The sequence below is a fragment of the Mucilaginibacter sp. KACC 22773 genome, from assembly GCF_028736215.1.
In the GTDB taxonomy this organism is placed as follows: Bacteria; Bacteroidota; Bacteroidia; order Sphingobacteriales; family Sphingobacteriaceae; genus Mucilaginibacter.
Genome location: NZ_CP117883.1, coordinates 5880325 through 5894169, shown reverse-complemented (window position 1 = coordinate 5894169; position 13845 = coordinate 5880325). Strand labels below are relative to the sequence as shown.

Below are 13845 nucleotides of genomic sequence, written 5' to 3'. Positions count from 1 at the left end.
CATGCCATCTAAAACAGCCAAACCAAATTTTGATATGAATAGTCTCTTATACCTGTATTTAGAGGATTATGATAATTTCCTGCCTTTTGAGTTGAATTTAACCAACGAATTTGACATTAAATTCGATGGTGAAAAAATTCACATCTCGAAGAGGAGGAATTATTTGAAGGAGATTTTAGGTGAAAATATCTATGATATCAATGTTATTGCCGGGGAAAATGGAATAGGAAAAACGACGCTTCTCAAAACTATCACCGAAATATTGATGCCCACAGACGGAGAGGATGATTATTATATAAACAACTACAAATATTTGATGGTCTACCAACTGGATTTTGAAACGGTTTTTATCATACACTCCTTAAGGGAGAGCAACGTTCAGCCGGAAGTAGGCGCAGGAATGGAGAAAATCAGGATTGAACATTCAGCTTTCGAAAATTACGACCTGGACCGTCCCATGATTTATTATTCTCCCTTTCTCGATTTTAACGTCATTGACTTTTTTGCAAAAGATGGTAAACCCCAAATTTTCGATATTTCCCTGACACAAATAGTGATGGAAGATCTGGATAAAAATGGCGGGTATATGGATTCAAACCACGATTTTCTCTTTCATAAAACCAAAAACAGCAAACGACAAATCAACTTTATCAATGAAACAAAGGGTGAATTTGATCTGCCTTTTGAATTGCCAAAAACTTTGAATATCCATTTTAACAGATTGAATCCCAACAAGGAAGATATTTCAGCTCGGGGCTATTCACTTTTCGACAAACTTACTGCAGATTGTGCCACGCAATTAAGGGAGCACTCCGAGGATCAATCCAAGAAAAAAGTCATTGCCAAGATCTTGTTTCTTAGGAACCTGTTATCTATGTATTTCCTATCCATCAACGGCATCAAAACTCCAGGAGTCCTTCATCATAATTACTCAGATGATTTAGCCAAAGAGATAATAGAATTTAAAAGCAAGTATGCTAATAAATTGATAAAACTCATCGAAAAGTTTTTTGCAAACGATGACCTCTTTAAAAGCTCTATTTTTCCTCAATTAATTGCAATTGTATACCGATTGCTCTCCTCCCGAAAAACAGGCATATACTTTACAGATTCCAATCATTTGTTGGTGCTGGAAGTTTCCGTCGATGACCCCGCGATTACGGAATTATTCAAAGTATTAAACTATGTAGCGCCGAAAGAAGGTGTTGAAAGAAATATCGTACCCAACCTGCATAAATTCATTTCCTTCGACTGGAGAAACTTTAGCAGTGGTGAAAAAATGTTCCTTGACCTTTTTTCACGAATGCATGTCGTAAAATCTTCTTTGACCGAAAAACATCGCCCCCTACTCATTTTTATAGATGAAGGCGAAATAGGGTTGCACCCAAGCTGGCAGATAAAGTATATAAGCTTTCTTTGTAAATTTTTAAATGCCATTTTCAAGGAATATAAAATTCAATTAATCATTGCGACCCATTCGCCGCTCGTACTATCAGACTTTCCCAAAGAACGCGTTCACCTGTTCAAAAAAACAGAAGATGGAAACCGGCGGTATAAGGAAGAGTCATTCGGCACTTTCGCACAAAATACCAGCGTACTTCTGGCCAACGATTTCTTTATAGAAAGTTCTTTAATTGGTGATCTTGCCAAACAATATATCAATGACATTTTAAACGATATTGAAAATATTGAAAATGCAGTCCAGATATTCACAGGTAACTTAATGGAACGAATTCTATTGATCGACGAACCTATAATTAAGCAGTTGATGATAAAAAAATTACGGGAGATCAGGTATGCTTAAAATTAATCTATCAGACTTCAAATTAAATAAATTCGTAAATCAGCACTGCGATTCACTTACGCCCAAAGTAAAGACAAGGCTCAATAGAGCGGTGAATTCTTTTTTACTGGCATACTTTACGGACGATATCAAAATCAGAAAAGTATTGTCGGTGAAACCCGCAAAAATGACTGCGTTAGAAATTGCGGTGATGGGTGCGTTCCCAACTAAACCCGCTAATGAGGTTATTGAAGCTTTAAAAAGAGTTTTCAACCCATCAACCTTTTTTGATAAAACTACTGCGGTGTATAATGCCTTTGATTTGTGTAATAATATTGGATTGATTACATGCCCTTATTGTAATATTAATTTTGTAAATACCATTCAAAGGGTAAAAAGAAGAGAATTGATTTTACGTCCCCCGCTTGATCATTTCTTGTCTAAAGGTGACCATCCCTTATTTGGCCTATCTTTTTTCAATCTGATTCCGTCATGCTGGATTTGTAACAGCTCCTTCAAACATATGTTGCCTACAAATCCGTCCACTCATTTGAATCCATACTTTAAAGGTTTTGGCAATGAATGTGTTTTTACTTTTAGTGGTTATAAAAAAATCCAGGACATTATATCAAAAAAGGGGGCCGGGTTCAACATAGTTTTAAATAATATATCCGGGGATGCCAGGTTTGCAGGTAACAATGATCTTTTTAAACTGGAAATTATCTATAACGAATTTAAGCCAGTTGCTAAGAGAACCCTGGTTGCCGCCATGAATTATCCCAAGGAGCAAATTGAAAGTATCATCAATATTAGTCGTTCATCGAAAATAGACGCCTACGAAATGATTTTTAATACCAACTATGAAGAAACGGAATTACACAAATCCCCGTTTTCGAAAATAAAAAGAGATTTGGTCATCGAGTTTGGATCCATGGATTTAAAATCCTTGCTGTCCTTATAACTTAAAATTATGGATTTAAAAGAACTTCTCGATTTTCACAGGGAAGGTGACAACCTTGACTTTAAAAGAGAGGAATACTTGCAGAGTAAAAACAGATGAGTCAGTATAGGTTAGAAATAGTAAAAACTCCTGTGTTAAACGCTTGGACCGGCCATACGCAGCATTAAATCATCGTATGCCCGCCGGAGCACAGGGTTATTGATGGAAGCTTTCTTTTCCCAATCTGCGATAAACGCATAAGAGTGCTTTTCAGGACTATCTACTTTTTCGATAATCATTTTAACGAGATCCCGTCTTTCGGCTACGAGCGTTCCCATCACATCAACGTCGGATACGCAGGCCAGTTGCAAATGCTCCGCTTTGTTGCCGTAATGTTTGTTTAGCAAAGGTAAGATCAGCGTATTTAAGACAAAAATATCATCGTAGCCAATTAATACCTTAATAACCCGCTTGATGTTTCTAAACCTCGGATCATCTAACCGTCCCTGAAGAACAGCCTCCGCAAATGATTGTAACTGATCTAGCGCTTTGTTAAAAACACCTTTTTTTATTTCTGATTCCAATACCTCTGGTTCATAATAGGATCTGGCGGCTACATTTAACAATGTTGTTTTGACTTCAAATAGGATACAAGCGTTATTTTTAACAATTGCGAAGTCAGGCATTTTTCCGCCGGACGTATGGTTGAAATCATTATCCAGATCAATAAAGTCAAAATTGCTATTATCCTGGTCAAGTTGCATCCCCACATAATTCCTATAGATGAATCCGAATTCTACCCGGAATGAATTCTGGCCTTTATTTCCCGCTGCTTTCGCTAAAGCCTGCTCTTTATTAGCTAACAAATAAAACATCCCATGCGATGCCCGCTCGAACAGATAATGCGGCTGTGGTATCACAAAACCACCAGCTTTATATGTTGTTGAACGGGCGATCTCTATTGCAGGAATGGCCAAAAATGGGTCCAGGGCATAGATATCCAATAACTTGTTGCTGTTTTTCCAATCATTTCCGCGAATTAGCCGACGGTAAGCCTCAGGAGTACCGGAGGAAAGGCGCAAAAAAGTCTGCTGGTTTTTTTCTGTGGCGACTTTTTTTAGCCCGGGTATAAAAATATCGATCAGATCATATTCATAGCCGTCCGTTTTGATCCAGATGATCATACCGGTGGCCATAAACTCGAAAGTGCCTATATTAAAGTACTCGCGCATTTTCTGCTCTAAAGAGTAACCGGAAACCGGCTGTTCGGCCAATAAAACGAATAAAAGGTACGCCCTGCCCAATAATGCTGCCTGGTCGCTTTGGAGTGGGAATTGCCATTGCGATGTTCTTCCCAGAACGGAAGCTAAATCCGGGGCCAGAATATTCCGTTCCAGCTCCCGCTCATATATATTCCCCGCCATGTTCAGGGCGATGGCAAAAGACTGATCATTTAATGACAATGATTTATCCCGGTAGTCGTTAGCACCTGACAACAACAAAAAACGGGCAAGTCTGGTTGTTCCGGTATAAATACTAAAGGAATCCCGCTCATCACTACAATGTGCTTTCAGCCAGCCGATAACGGAGGGATGAATGCCATCTGTCCAAAATTGCTTGGCTCCGTATTTCAATGCCGAATTGATGGCACCCACCAAAATCAGACTGTCCGAAAGATGGAACTTGCGCAGATATTCATAAAGCGTCTTTAAAGAAGTGTCTTTTTTTTCTAACATGAGGTTAGGCTGTATTATTCAGCAATTACGGAATATTAAAAATAATATCGGATATTAGTAAATACCTAATTTATCCAATGCCTGAATCCAGCGATCTTTTTGACAAATATGACCAACTGCTGCCATCGAAATATCAGGGTGGGCTGTTGGTCATTGAGCTCTATCAACGGATTAAGTCCAAGGCGCTGGGGCGGCACTTTACAAGCAGTGATATTAAATATATCCTTGATAGTATTGCCAGGTATGACGAGGCACAAACGGTGCAGACGGAAAAGATCATTAAACAACTCATTCACTATTTTATCCGGAATGTGCCTTTGGAACCCGGAAAGTATTACCTGACCGATCACGCCGAGAGTTTGGTTGAATTGATGCTGCGTAAACTGGACAACCCTTACAAGGATTTTCAATTAAAGGCCAACTTTGAAAAGTATTTTAGTATACGCCTGAATGAGATCCGGACCATTGATGATATGGAGCGGAGGTTTGGGCGGGAGTTCGTTTCCGGGCATAAGCGCATCCTGAAGGACCATTTGGAAACGCTGGAAGATACACTGGAAAAATCCTACGAGTCACTAAACACCATTTTAAATTCGGCGGATGACAGCGCGACCGAGATGGTCAAAAAATTCGTATTGGTGTTTCACGGCTTCGGTGAACGGGCCGAAGATATCGCCGATGCCATCGCTTCGAAAGACCGGTTTATGCGTTCTCTCCGAACACATGTGGATAGCTTCTACCAGCAGATCGAGGATTTTAAACATCCGGAAACTGCGGAGGAAAATCAGCATTTGGCGCAGTTGAAAATGAACTGGTTAAAAGCCACTGATATTTATGCAGATATCGAGGCATTCTTTGAAACCATCGATTATAAGATAGGCAATATCCGGCGCCAGATACACCGGGCCAGCGAAAAATTGAGCGAACTGCATGAGAATTTTTCAGCCAGATCGCATTTCAGGATACAGGTCAAGCGCTTATACCAAACAGTATTGGAGAATACTACCTACCGCGAAGATGAACTGCCGTTCGTTAACAAAGCCCTGGTTAAAGGTTTGGTTTTCGAAAAAATAAGATTTCATTACCCGGAGTACTATGATTACGGCCTGACGCGGTCAAATCTTATCGCTGAACCAGAGATCGATGAGGATTACCAGCGTCAGGAAATGCAGCTGATAGATGCAGCAGTCAAACAACAGGAGGTGATTAGCTTTTGGGTGGATGAATGTAAAAAGTTGTTGGCAGCACAGGAAGAACTGGAATTAGGGGACCTCATGGAAGCTATCCTGGTCAAAGAAAACGATCTCACCGTGGCCTATCATGTCGCTGTAGAACTTACCCAATATGTATCCGAGCACGAGGAACACCATTTGGAGATAATACCCCAGCCCTTTGAATTGAAAAATACGAGCCTGACGATATGGAAAATGAAAATGAAAAAACTGCGGACTTTCGTTTCCTGATGGAAGAAACGGTCGCCCGGTATTTTGCCGATTTGAATATCAAACTGTTGTCGGGCCGGCATATCCTGGTCACGGATTACGGGATATTTTCCGTGTTGGAGGATTACTATCGTGATTTTCAAAATTACTATCGTCAGCTATACGGTATGGAACTGGGGCGGAAGATGTTTGACCGCTCGACCTATTATTATCTCAATTTCTTTGATGCCGGTAAGGGAAAGTTAAGCGACCCATCCCGTTACCGGGCACTCACGGAGCTACAGACCGTTACGGCCTTGATGCTCCTGGATATGTATTTTACGCGTTTCTTTGATCCGGAAAAGAAAATCTCCTGGACAATGATCAGGGAAGATATTCAGTCAGGCGATAACCGAATAGCTCTACAGCGGATGTTGTTCCCGGAACTCCGAACGGAATATACAGACCCCGAATGGCAATCGGCCGAACGCCGGTTCAAAGTAGCTATCACGAAGTTTAATGACCTCGGCTGGGTAACGCAATCATCTTCCGGGCAGGAAGAGCTTTGTTTTGTTATCAATCCGAGTATTCACCGGATAGCTGAACTTTATGAAACCGAGCTTCAGGATCTAGCAGCCTTTTCAAAAAAAGTAAAAGCGGGGAAACAAATATGAATTATCCCAGGATCTACAGTCTCTCCACCGTCGGTATGCTGAAGCATTACGTACACGACTATCTCTTTCACCCGCTGCGTACCGACTTTATCGGCCCTAATGGTGTCGGTAAATCGGTGATCGCCGATCTGATGCAATTATTATTTATTTATGATACTGACCTGATCGAGTTCGGAACAGATGCGGTCAAGAATGAAAAACGCAGCATCTATACCTTACCTTACGGGGTCGGGGTGGCTTATTGTTTCCTCAATGTCGAAGTTAAACAGGGGGCTTTTTTGGCTATCGGAATTTCGTTAAGCGCCCAATCTGGTACCCGGATCGCTCCATTTGTACTGTTGAAAACCCCGGAATTGGATGCAGATATCAACCAATTGACACTTACTGAACAAGAAATTCCCTGGGCGAAAGATTTCCTGTTAGGCGGCACGAGCATACCCGATACTAAAATGCTGGCGGCCGGGCTGAAGGATAAGGGTATCTACCTGAAAACTTTCCGGAAAAAAGAAGATGTCCGGCAGTATTACCAGTTTTTATTTGATAAGGAAGTGCTATCGATCAACCTGTCAGCGGAGGGCAATCTGAAAGCGTTTGCCCGAGTGATCCAGTCATTTTCGAAAGCAAAATCCTTGAATTTAAGCCCGTCTGCCGCCTCCAAAAGCCTCAAAGAGTTTCTGTTCGAGGACGAAGAAAAAGACCTGTTGACCGATTACCAGCAGCAGCAGCTTTCGCTGGAAAAGATATTAAGGGAATATGGCCGTTTGCATACAGACATCCGGTCGCTGGAGGAAAAGCAAGAGCAATTAACAGTACTTCGTCAATTAGATATCGCAGCCGAAGCCGTCGAAAAAGAATTGCTGATCACAGAACTAAGTCAACTCTATCATGAACTGGGCATAATCGCTTCACAAGAAAAGGCGGGTAAAGATGAGCTTGTTGAACTTCAAAAGCATCAAAGGCTGCTTGAAACTAAAAACAAAAAGCTTCCGCGATTGGAGCGGGCGTTAACGGAAGCCGTAAAAATTGCCGACAGCCACGTCGATCTTCATACCCGCTACGGTGATTTAACCCACCGGATCGAAGACTTGAATGAAGCGATCAATGAACTGGAAGCATTAAAGCCCGTTGTGCCGCATCCGGACTGGAAAAACCAGGCACGTCCGATCGACATGGAACTGCGTAAAGTAGAGGATATCAAAGACCTGGTCAATTTTGCTTTTACCGTTTTACAAAAGTTTCCCACCCTGGGAGCTATTGATACCGCCTGGCAGGAGCAAGAACAAGCAATCAGTAGTTTAACAAACCGGTTAACCCAAGCAAAGACACTTAATGACCGCTTGATTTCATTACTGGAAAATAGTGCATCGGAAAGCTTGCTGCATTGGTTGTCCGGTCAAAACCTGAATTTAAGCCCTGAACAACGTTCAGCTGTACTCTATTTTGCCTCAGCACCGGTAAAAAAGCCGGTTAATCCCCTAACTGATCCGCGTTTCCTGGATACCGAGGCATTGTTCAGGGATTTTGAAATCAGCATCGATGAAACCAATAAAGGCTTCTGGCTCAAGCTCGGTGCGCTTTCGGAATTTATTGCCTATGACCCAATGGCCCAATCTTTATCCTTTACTGCAGCAGATCTAGCCAATCGTAAACGCCTGGAAAATGACGGCCTGGCCGCACAACTCCAGCAACTGGATCGTTTTAAACGTGGATCGGCTTACGACACGGCTATACTTGGCCGGAGTTTTGATCCCCTCTTGCAAAGTTATTCGGGTATTGAAAAGTTAAAAGAGGCGGTCGGCTGTATTCTACAGTTAGAAAATAAGATCATGAACTTGAAAATTTCTCGTTCGGCCCTGCGGTCGGAATTGGAAGAAGTATTTGAGCAGGTCCCGGTCGCGCACGACGGTGCAGAACCAGAAGTATTCAAAAGACGATTGAAAGCCCGATATCAGCAACAACTCGACCGTAAAACTGCCGTCAGCAAATTTTCCGTCAGATTGGAAGGTGAGATCAAGACCAACAACGAAAAAATAGCTGATTATATCCAGCAAATAACCAGACTGGCTCAAACCGCACTGCTCAAAAATCAAACATTCGAGCTGAAAAACACCGCTTATTACCAGCGTTACGAAGAAAACCTGTCAACCTATAAATCCTGGCCTTTAGCGAAAACTGCGGAGATTTTAAGCGTAGAAACAGCAGACGCCCAAAAAGAACGGGAATTAAAATACCGGCAAACTGCGGCACATTTTGAAGAGACGAAAAATAACGCCAACGACGCGGTGAATGCCGAGATCGCCCACAAAACGTTTTCTTTTCGTGTCATGGAAGAGAACCTACTTGGGGGGAAGATCAAAACCACCGACAATATTGCTGAAGCCTTACATAATGCCAATATCGAACGCCTGAAGATCGCCGATGAAATCAAAAGTAACATGGTGAAAGTGTTTGAAGGCACGCTTAAACATTACAAGAAATATAAAAACGTCGTTCAATCCATCAATACTTTCTTCAAGGGCAGGCAGATCAGCGAACGCTTCTTTTTCAAGATCGACTTCCAGGATGATAAACAGATTAATATCAACCTTATCGAAGATATCGGACAGCGCGTCAGGACGGCGGCAAAAGATGGGGAAATACCCTTCGATAAACCGATCAGCGAATTTATCGAGGATTTTTTCAAACGGGCCGCCAGGTTATCGGAACGGGTCCCTATCGCGAAGCTCTTAGATCCCAAGACCTATTTCAAACTGGAGGTCCAGCTAACCGATGAGTTCGATATAGAGATTCCCGGTAGTACCGGCGAAACGTACTCAGCTATCGCACTACTCGGCATTGCCCGGTTATCCTTTGTCCAGGCTGAAAAACGGAAAGGTTTACGCTTTATTATTTTGGAAGAGATCGGGAGCCTGGACAATTCGAACTTTAACACTTTTCCCGCCATTGCCAAAGAGTTCGGCTACCAGATCATCACAATGGCACCCCATCCATTCCGCACTACACTAGCTGACGATTGGTACGCTCATCACCTGATCAAAGGCAAAAAAGACAAGAATATCAATTTCGCACCCTCAGCTTCGTATTTTAAAACCAAAGATAAAGCTGAAGACCTGCGCACTTATTTACAGCGAAAAAACAATGAACTGGACAGTACTCAAAGCGCTTGATAAACTTTATCACCGGGAGAACGTAAGCATTAACCAAACGCTCAGGGAAAGCGGCGAAATCGCGTACTTGGCCGATCCATTGCGACTGATACAGGAACAAGGCAAACATTTAGTAGCCCAATATGGGTTTGCCCCGTTTTATGAAAAACATTACCAACGCAATTTTGAAAAATACCAGGACTTTCTGAACACCAACAACCTGTTAAAATCCCAAAGCCGCTTCGAAGAAAAAGACATCCAAATACTTATAAAGATCAAAGCCGACAAAGATGCCGGAAACCTTGATCAGCTCCGAAAACAATTAGCCGAAGCCGATGAATCCGTTCGCGGCTTATCACAGATGTTTTTCAAAAATGATAAATACCTGGACAACCGTTCCTCGGTGGTCGACGCACTGAAAGTTATCTTAGAGGTCACTCATTTTTCCAATGAAAAAGACCAGCAATACATGTACCGCCTCGAATGTGAAGACCCGGAAATCATCGTGTTATGCGAAAACCTGGACTTTTTGACCAAGCCCAATAAACCCCGTAAACACCATATAGAACTTTGGTATGCCGGTGGAAAAAACATCGCCAAACTCCAGTACGCACAAACCCGTGAACTGCCTATTTATTATTCTTGCGACTGGGACTATGACGGCTTGTTTATCATTTATCCATTAGTGAGACAAAAAATCCCTAACATCAAATTGCTGATGCCCAATGGAGCCCCAAAAAGCATAGCCGAAACAGAACACCGCAGTATATGGCACAACCAAGCAAAGCGCAACGAGTTAGCGAATGCAGGCGTCTTCAATAGTCGGCAACTTATCCTCATAGATGCCCTTATAGCCCAAGACCAATGGATCATCGAAGAATCCAACGATCTGGTCACTATGTTAGACTTAAGCTAAGCAGCTAATAATTCCACGGCCTTTATTGCCGCCAACGTGTCTTGAATGCTTTTATGAAGTGGGGGGAGTTCTTCGAGCTTCAAGTCGTTTCAGGTGGTTTAATCCTATCTTCAAAATTCCGCATCTAAAACCGAAACATCCACAATGCCACTGAGTTTGAAGTTTCTATCTGCCTGTCTTAAATGGCAATATGCCCGAACATATTTAATGGCGAGACCCGCAGGATCTAGAGGATTAGTTCCCATAATCAATTCATAGTTGCTGATTGTCCTAACAGTGAAGTTATTATAGTTGTCCTGGTATTTAATGACCAGATAATTATTTTTAGTATCACTTATCGATTTTTCAATAAGTTGTTCTACATCGATCATAAGTTTAAGTTCTTTTACCTTGCGACCATGCTTTTTAAACAGGGGGGCATAGTCCTTAAATGGATTGCTCAATACACTCGGATCTATAATCTCATCAAGGGCAATTGTCTGATTTTGATACAATACATAGTCAAAACAACTTAAGTAGTAATGCCCGCTACGATTACTTAATTGATCAGGTCGAACAACTGTTGTTGAGGTTTTAAGGTAATGCCGGTCTTTGATGACCTGAGCAATTAATGCTAACAAACTTTGCGGGACTTCAGGCAACGCGGCCAAACATTCTAGCGGTATCCAGCACTCTGAAAATTTCTCTGAGACTGAATCAAACCATTTACATTTGGCTACCTGTGCTGGATAAATCTTTTTGGATTGAATATCAGGAGACGTTTTTTTATCTTTTAATTTATCAAAGACACGAATTTCCAAAACAGCCATTACTGGTGAGATGAAAGTTAATAGCCCGGCTATCGAGCTGGTGTTTTTGGTGACCTGTTGCTGCGTTTCTCTATTCAAAAAACTACGTCGTTTACTTAATTCCAGCGGGGAACTTATTAACGATACCAACGAATTTTTTGCGATCCCGCTGATATCACTCTTTTCGGCCGGTAGGGATTTTAAATCATCTTCAGAAAAATAACTTTCCTTGAATTGATTTTCTTTTGTCGAAAACCATATGCATTTGAATTTATCTTGCAGCGTTGGAGTGTCCTTAGAATGATCTATTATTTCACTAACAACCATTATAGGCGGGATCATCAAATATTCGCCGCTTATAACAATATCAGTTGTCTCTACGGTGAATGGGTGGGAAAGAATTGTGACAATGTCACCGATTAGGAATTTAGGCATATTACAAGAATAATATGTCAAATATAATATATTTGTAGGGGACCTCCGACAAAGGATACGATATGCGTTTGGTATAGACCGTCTTTTGCTCTATGTATGTGAACTAGCGCATAGAGGTTGGACATTGTCATAACTGGCTTTATAAGCATCTGCGGTGATAATCACCTCCGGTTGATTATAAATACTCGGTAGAACGAACAGAAGCACTATGCTGATGAACTTGATACCTACGGTTATACAATCTACAAATTTAGTAATAATTCTTAGTATTCTCAATGATGTATTCATGGTTGATATTAATGTATTTAAAGCTATAATATTGGAAATAATGGCGCGACTCAAGAATTTGGGTAACGGTCTACTTGCCTGGCAAGTGTTATGCAATCTAACGATCCGATGCGCTAATCAGTTGGAGGTCCCTTTTTTATGAAACCTAAACGAAAAAAAACCTGGTTAAAAAACCGTGGCTATCTCCACATCACCCGTCAAATCAACGTTTACGATGAGCGAGGGGCTGTCCTTGGTATGGTAAAGAATCCTGATTTTGTAGCCGGTTACAATTTCTTTCCTTTGATCCATACTAATATTAAAGTAAGAAGGTACAAAATCCCTAAAGGCGGCAGCAAACGACAGCATTCATTTGAAGGAAAAACACATGCAAAGCTCAGACCTTTGCATTACGCCAGTCATATGGATGCGATGATATTTGGTTATTATGGCGATTTGCTACAAAAGGCCTATCTGAAAGAGATTGAAAATACTCCGCATTTAAGTGATTGCGTAACCGCCTACAGACGGATCAAAGACCCGTCAAAAAAAGATGCACATAAAAGTACCATTCATTTCGCCCATGAGGTATTTACTGCAATAAAAGAGCGGGCCGAAAACGGTGGTTGTTGGGCGCTTAAATTCGATATTGAGAGTTTTTTCAGCAGTATTGATCATTCGCTATTGAAAAAAGCTTGGGCAAAAATAACGAGGCAAACAATGTTAAGTCCCGATCACTACAACGTTTTTAAAGCATCTACCCGATTTTCTTATATTCTAAGAGACGATCTTAGGGCAAGGCCGACCCATGATGGACATCGATCTGGTTTTGACGAAGGGTCACTAGCTGAAATACGCAAACAAAACACTTCATCTTTTTTTGCTGACCCGGCTGATTTTCGCCAGGTTTTGAAAGAGGGAAAGTTAAAAGTCTATAAAAATCAATTTCGTAATAAAGCCGGTGATATGATGGGTATTCCCCAGGGACTGCCACTCAGTGCGACGCTTGCAAACTTATACCTGCTTGAATTTGACAAGGCCGTGCTGGATTTTGTCGTTACAGGGCGTCAGGGATATTACCGACGGTATTCAGATGATATCATTATAATTTGCAAAGAAGATCAAAGGGTTGCAATGATTGATTTCCTAAGTCATACATTAGAAAATGGAAGCAAGGTCACCATTAGCCCAGAAAAGACTGAACAATATTATTTTACTAGTGAGACCATTGAGCATGAAACGGTCGTCCGCTCTCATCTATTGAAAGATTGTTCCCTCTATCCTGACCGGCCCTTAACATATTTAGGGTTTGAATATTACGGGTATAAGACATTAATTAAATCTGCCAATTTATCTAAATTTTATCGGCGGATGATTATGGCTGTAAAAGGAAAAGCCAGGCATGCCATGCTAAGTGCCCGAAATACACCCGGCGCTTCGCAAGCTTTGTTTCGAAGAAGGCTTTACCGCTTATATACTAATATCAATTTGGACGAAAAAGAAGTAAAGCGAAAACACAAATATTTAGAGCCAAACCGCTTCGGTTATTATGTATACCGAACCGAACAAAAAGACGATGAGTTTAGAAGCAACTATTTTTCTTATGCCACACGGGCGTCTGAGATTATGAAAGAACCAAGGATACTTAAGCAAGTTCGCCGGCATCGAACTATTTTTACTGCTGCGTCAAAAAAACAATTAGCTATTTATAAAAGGAAATATCTTGACTAAATACGGAA

The 13845-nt window shown here is 41.4% G+C and carries 9 protein-coding genes; 7 read left to right on the top strand and 2 right to left on the bottom strand.

All coding sequences use genetic code 11. From position 1 onward, the window contains the following. The first annotated feature begins 1 nt into the window (after nucleotide 1). A complete protein-coding gene (locus PQ469_RS24360) occupies nucleotides 2-1804 on the top strand; it encodes an AAA family ATPase (protein WP_274209978.1) in 1803 nt (600 codons plus the stop codon). After that, complete coding sequence (locus PQ469_RS24355) at nucleotides 1797-2744, top strand: hypothetical protein (RefSeq protein ID WP_274209977.1); 948 nt, start codon at nucleotides 1797-1799, stop codon at nucleotides 2742-2744. The genes PQ469_RS24360 and PQ469_RS24355 overlap by 8 nt, the downstream gene beginning before the upstream one ends. Before the next feature lie 134 nt (nucleotides 2745-2878). Here the strand turns inward: PQ469_RS24355 and PQ469_RS24350 are convergent, their stop codons facing one another. Next, entirely contained in the window at nucleotides 2879-4459 is a 1581-nt protein-coding gene (locus PQ469_RS24350; protein WP_274209976.1) for a hypothetical protein, read from the bottom strand. A 77-nt stretch (nucleotides 4460-4536) separates the two neighbouring features. Here PQ469_RS24350 and PQ469_RS24345 point away from each other — a divergent pair, with 77 nt between their 5' ends. Genes PQ469_RS24345 through PQ469_RS24330 form a run of 4 tightly spaced genes read left to right on the top strand, consistent with a single transcriptional unit; the run spans nucleotide 4537 to nucleotide 10616 of the window. Beyond that, nucleotides 4537-5922, top strand: coding sequence for a hypothetical protein (locus tag PQ469_RS24345; protein WP_274209975.1), 1386 nt, complete (start codon nucleotides 4537-4539; stop codon nucleotides 5920-5922). Continuing rightward, entirely contained in the window at nucleotides 5880-6554 is a 675-nt protein-coding gene (locus PQ469_RS24340; RefSeq protein WP_274209974.1) for a condensin complex protein MksE, read from the top strand. The genes PQ469_RS24345 and PQ469_RS24340 overlap by 43 nt, the downstream gene beginning before the upstream one ends. Beyond that, nucleotides 6551-9721, top strand: a complete 3171-nt coding sequence (locus PQ469_RS24335) for a coiled-coil domain-containing protein (RefSeq protein ID WP_274209973.1) — start codon at nucleotides 6551-6553, stop codon at nucleotides 9719-9721. The genes PQ469_RS24340 and PQ469_RS24335 overlap by 4 nt, the downstream gene beginning before the upstream one ends. Further along, entirely contained in the window at nucleotides 9693-10616 is a 924-nt protein-coding gene (locus tag PQ469_RS24330; RefSeq protein WP_274209972.1) for a hypothetical protein, read from the top strand. The genes PQ469_RS24335 and PQ469_RS24330 overlap by 29 nt, the downstream gene beginning before the upstream one ends. A 110-nt stretch (nucleotides 10617-10726) precedes the next feature. Here PQ469_RS24330 and PQ469_RS24325 read toward each other — a convergent pair whose 3' ends face one another. Next, complete coding sequence (locus PQ469_RS24325; RefSeq protein ID WP_274209971.1) at nucleotides 10727-11839, bottom strand: WYL domain-containing protein; 1113 nt, start codon at nucleotides 11837-11839, stop codon at nucleotides 10727-10729. 426 nt (nucleotides 11840-12265) lie between these two features. Between PQ469_RS24325 and PQ469_RS24320 the strand changes: the two genes are divergently transcribed. Next, entirely contained in the window at nucleotides 12266-13837 is a 1572-nt protein-coding gene (locus tag PQ469_RS24320; protein WP_274209970.1) for a reverse transcriptase/maturase family protein, read from the top strand. Nucleotides 13838-13845: the final 8 nt, after the last annotated feature.

What these genes read in the sequence shown, in the direction of transcription:
- PQ469_RS24350 (WP_274209976.1), bottom strand. Translation starts at nt 4,459, where the DNA reads ATGTTAGAAAAAAAAGACACTTCTTTAAAGACGCTTTATGAATATCTG.
- PQ469_RS24335 (WP_274209973.1), top strand. Translation starts at nt 6,551, where the DNA reads ATGAATTATCCCAGGATCTACAGTCTCTCCACCGTCGGTATGCTGAAG.
- PQ469_RS24325 (WP_274209971.1), bottom strand. Translation starts at nt 11,839, where the DNA reads ATGCCTAAATTCCTAATCGGTGACATTGTCACAATTCTTTCCCACCCA.
- PQ469_RS24345 (WP_274209975.1), top strand. Translation starts at nt 4,537, where the DNA reads ATGCCTGAATCCAGCGATCTTTTTGACAAATATGACCAACTGCTGCCA.
- PQ469_RS24330 (WP_274209972.1), top strand. Translation starts at nt 9,693, where the DNA reads ATGAACTGGACAGTACTCAAAGCGCTTGATAAACTTTATCACCGGGAG.
- PQ469_RS24340 (WP_274209974.1), top strand. Translation starts at nt 5,880, where the DNA reads ATGGAAAATGAAAATGAAAAAACTGCGGACTTTCGTTTCCTGATGGAA.
- PQ469_RS24360 (WP_274209978.1), top strand. Translation starts at nt 2, where the DNA reads ATGCCATCTAAAACAGCCAAACCAAATTTTGATATGAATAGTCTCTTA.
- PQ469_RS24320 (WP_274209970.1), top strand. Translation starts at nt 12,266, where the DNA reads ATGAAACCTAAACGAAAAAAAACCTGGTTAAAAAACCGTGGCTATCTC.
- PQ469_RS24355 (WP_274209977.1), top strand. Translation starts at nt 1,797, where the DNA reads ATGCTTAAAATTAATCTATCAGACTTCAAATTAAATAAATTCGTAAAT.